Source organism: Streptococcus sp. DD11, assembly GCF_001578865.1.
In the GTDB taxonomy this organism is placed as follows: domain Bacteria; phylum Bacillota; class Bacilli; order Lactobacillales; family Streptococcaceae; genus Streptococcus; species Streptococcus panodentis.
Genome location: NZ_KQ969397.1, coordinates 156758 through 159342, shown reverse-complemented (window position 1 = coordinate 159342; position 2585 = coordinate 156758). Strand labels below are relative to the sequence as shown.

The window sequence follows — 2585 nt, the reverse complement described above, 5'->3', positions numbered from 1 at the left end:
TCCTTGGCAGCTGGAAACAGCCTGGCCTCTCTCACAAGCGGCAGCCGTCGAGAGAATGGCCATTATACAACGGACGACGGCTATGTCTTTCATCCGACTGATGTCATTCAAGATACAGGGGACGCCTTTATCGTGCCGCATGGCAATCATTTTCATTATATCCCTAAAAGCGACCTATCTTCGGCAGAACTGGCAGCTGCACAGCTTTACTGGAACAGCCGGCGGACGGCAGTCTCGCCAGCTGCTCCGGTCTTAGCAGGAGGACCTGTCATACAGCAGCCTGCGGTCAGTCAGGCTGGTCAGCCAGTTATGGGAAATGCCGGCAGCAGCGGTCCTTTTATCAGCCATCAGCCAAGTCAGCCAGCGCCGTCTCGGCCGTCCACGGCTCCGGCAAATCAACCTGTTCAGCCGCAGGACAGGAAAAATGTGAATCCGACGGTTCAGGATTTGTTAAAGCAATTATACGCTCTTCCTAAGGAGCAGCGGCATGTGGAAGCAGACGGTCTGCTCTATGATCCGGCACAGATTGTCCGATGGACTGATACCGGTGTGGCAGTGCCCCATGGCGACCATTACCATTTTATTCCTTATGAGCAGCTGTCTCCGCTGGAACAGCAGATCAGCCGCTTGCTGACCGGCCAGCCATCAGCCAATGCGGTCAGCCCGAATCCTGAGCAGCCTCTGCCATCAGTGTCAGAAGCAGAGACACTTCCGGTCAAGGAAGCTGATTTGCCTGCTCAGCTGGTTCGCAAGGCAGATCAGGGTTATGTTTTTCAAAAAGAGGGACACTACCGCTATATATTGGCCAAGGATCTGTCACAGCTGGCTGTGGCTCAGCTGGAGAAGCGCTGGGAAGAGATGAGTCCAGCTCCGGCCCTGCCGGCAGTCAGCCTGCCAGAGCCTAAAGCAGACGTGGACGCACGCAATCAAGAGTTTTATCAGACGGTTTATCAGATTCTGGCAGCCAGTCATGAGCGTCTGCTGGCGTCAAAAGGGCGGCTGGCTGATTTTCAGAGACTGCAGCAGCTGCTGACTCAGCTTAATGCTGAAGGAAGCGATAAGTCCCGGCTGGTAGATGAACTGCTGGCATTTACAGCGCCTATCCTCCATCCAGAACGGCTGGGCCGGCCAAATGCGCAGATTGTCTATACGGCCAAAGAGATTCGGGCAGCCCAGCTGGCAGATAAGTACACGACCTCTGACGGCTATATCTTTGATGCCCATGACATCATCAGCGATGAGGGGGTTGCCTATGTCACGCCGCATATGGGGCACAGCCACTGGATTGGCAAGGACAGCCTGTCAGCGGCTGAAAAAGCGGCAGCCCAGACTGTCGCTCATGAAAAAGGGCTTCTGCCTCCAGCAGCTGATGATAAGTCTTATTTCAAAGCAGATGGTGAGTCTGCGCAGGCGATTTACAATCGAGTCTCAGCTGCGAATATGATTCCGCTGGTGCGGCTGCCTTATCATGTCGAGCATACTGTAGAGGTTAAAAACGGCAACCTCATCATTCCTCATAAAGACCATTATCATAATATCAAGTTTGCTTGGTTTGATGACGGAAGTTACAAGGCGCCTGCAGGCTATAGCATAGAGGAGCTCTTTGCCACCATTAAATACTATGTCGAACATCCGGAGGCCCGACCTCTTTCTGAGGACGGCTGGGGCAGCAGCAGCGATCATGCGCTGGGCAAGGATACAGAGCCGGCAGGAGATGCTAAGGAGGAAGAAGACGAGGAAGCAGCTGAAGAGCCAGCAGAGGAGCAGGTGCCCTCTGAGCGGGTGGCTGAAAAACTCCAAGAAGCAGAGAGTTTATTCGTTCAGTTAGGGCCTTCCCCTTTAAGAGATACCGCTGAGGAAACTCTGGCGGGGCTGAAATCCAGCTTCCTTCTGGGGACGCAGGACAATAACAGCATCATGAAGCAGACCGAGGAGCTGCTGCTGAAACTGCAAAAGGAGCTGGCTCTTGGGAAGCCTGCAGAGACTGCAGGGGCTTCAGCTGTTCCCGCAGGCAGCACTGAGGAGCCGGCAGCACAGCCGGCTGATGCTCAGGCAGAAAGGGAAGACAGGAGTCCGGCTGACACGGACCTGTATCTTCCTCAGCCAGACTCAAGCTCAGACTAGGGAGAGCTCAAGGCTGCTTGGTCTTGCTCAGTCTTGAATCTCTTTGCACATCCGCTCCTGCCTGTCTATTTTTTGAAAAATGTGATAGAATAAGTGAAAACAGCAGTTAATGAGGTGAGCACATGGAGAAAACACTTTTTATTGTCAAGCCTGACGGTGTTCGGCGCGGTCTGGTCGGACGGGTCCTGCAGCGGATAGAACAGCGCGGCTTTCAGCTGGAAAGACTGGAATACCGCTCAGCGGTCAGCAGCGAACTCATCGACCAGCACTATGAGCAGCTGCTGGATAAGGCTTTCTATCCTGCTATCCGTGCATTTATGACCTCAGGACCGCTTGTAGTCGGTGTCATTTCCGGTCCAAAGATCATTGAGTGCTGGCGGACCATGATGGGCGCTACCCTGCCAGAAGAAGCTTTGCCCGGCACCATTCGTGCTGATTTTGCGCATGCAGCCTCTCCGGGC

At 54.0% G+C, this 2585-nt stretch carries 2 protein-coding genes; both read left to right on the top strand.

Going from position 1 to position 2585, the window contains the following annotated elements:
- Positions 1–2124 (top strand): pneumococcal-type histidine triad protein (locus tag STRDD11_RS14925; protein WP_164828485.1); only part of this gene is annotated, 2124 nt, incomplete at its 5' end.
- A 122-nt stretch (positions 2125–2246) separates the two neighbouring features.
- The coding region (locus STRDD11_RS11840) for a nucleoside-diphosphate kinase (RefSeq protein ID WP_128837500.1) at positions 2247–2585 on the top strand (339 nt) is incomplete at its 3' end.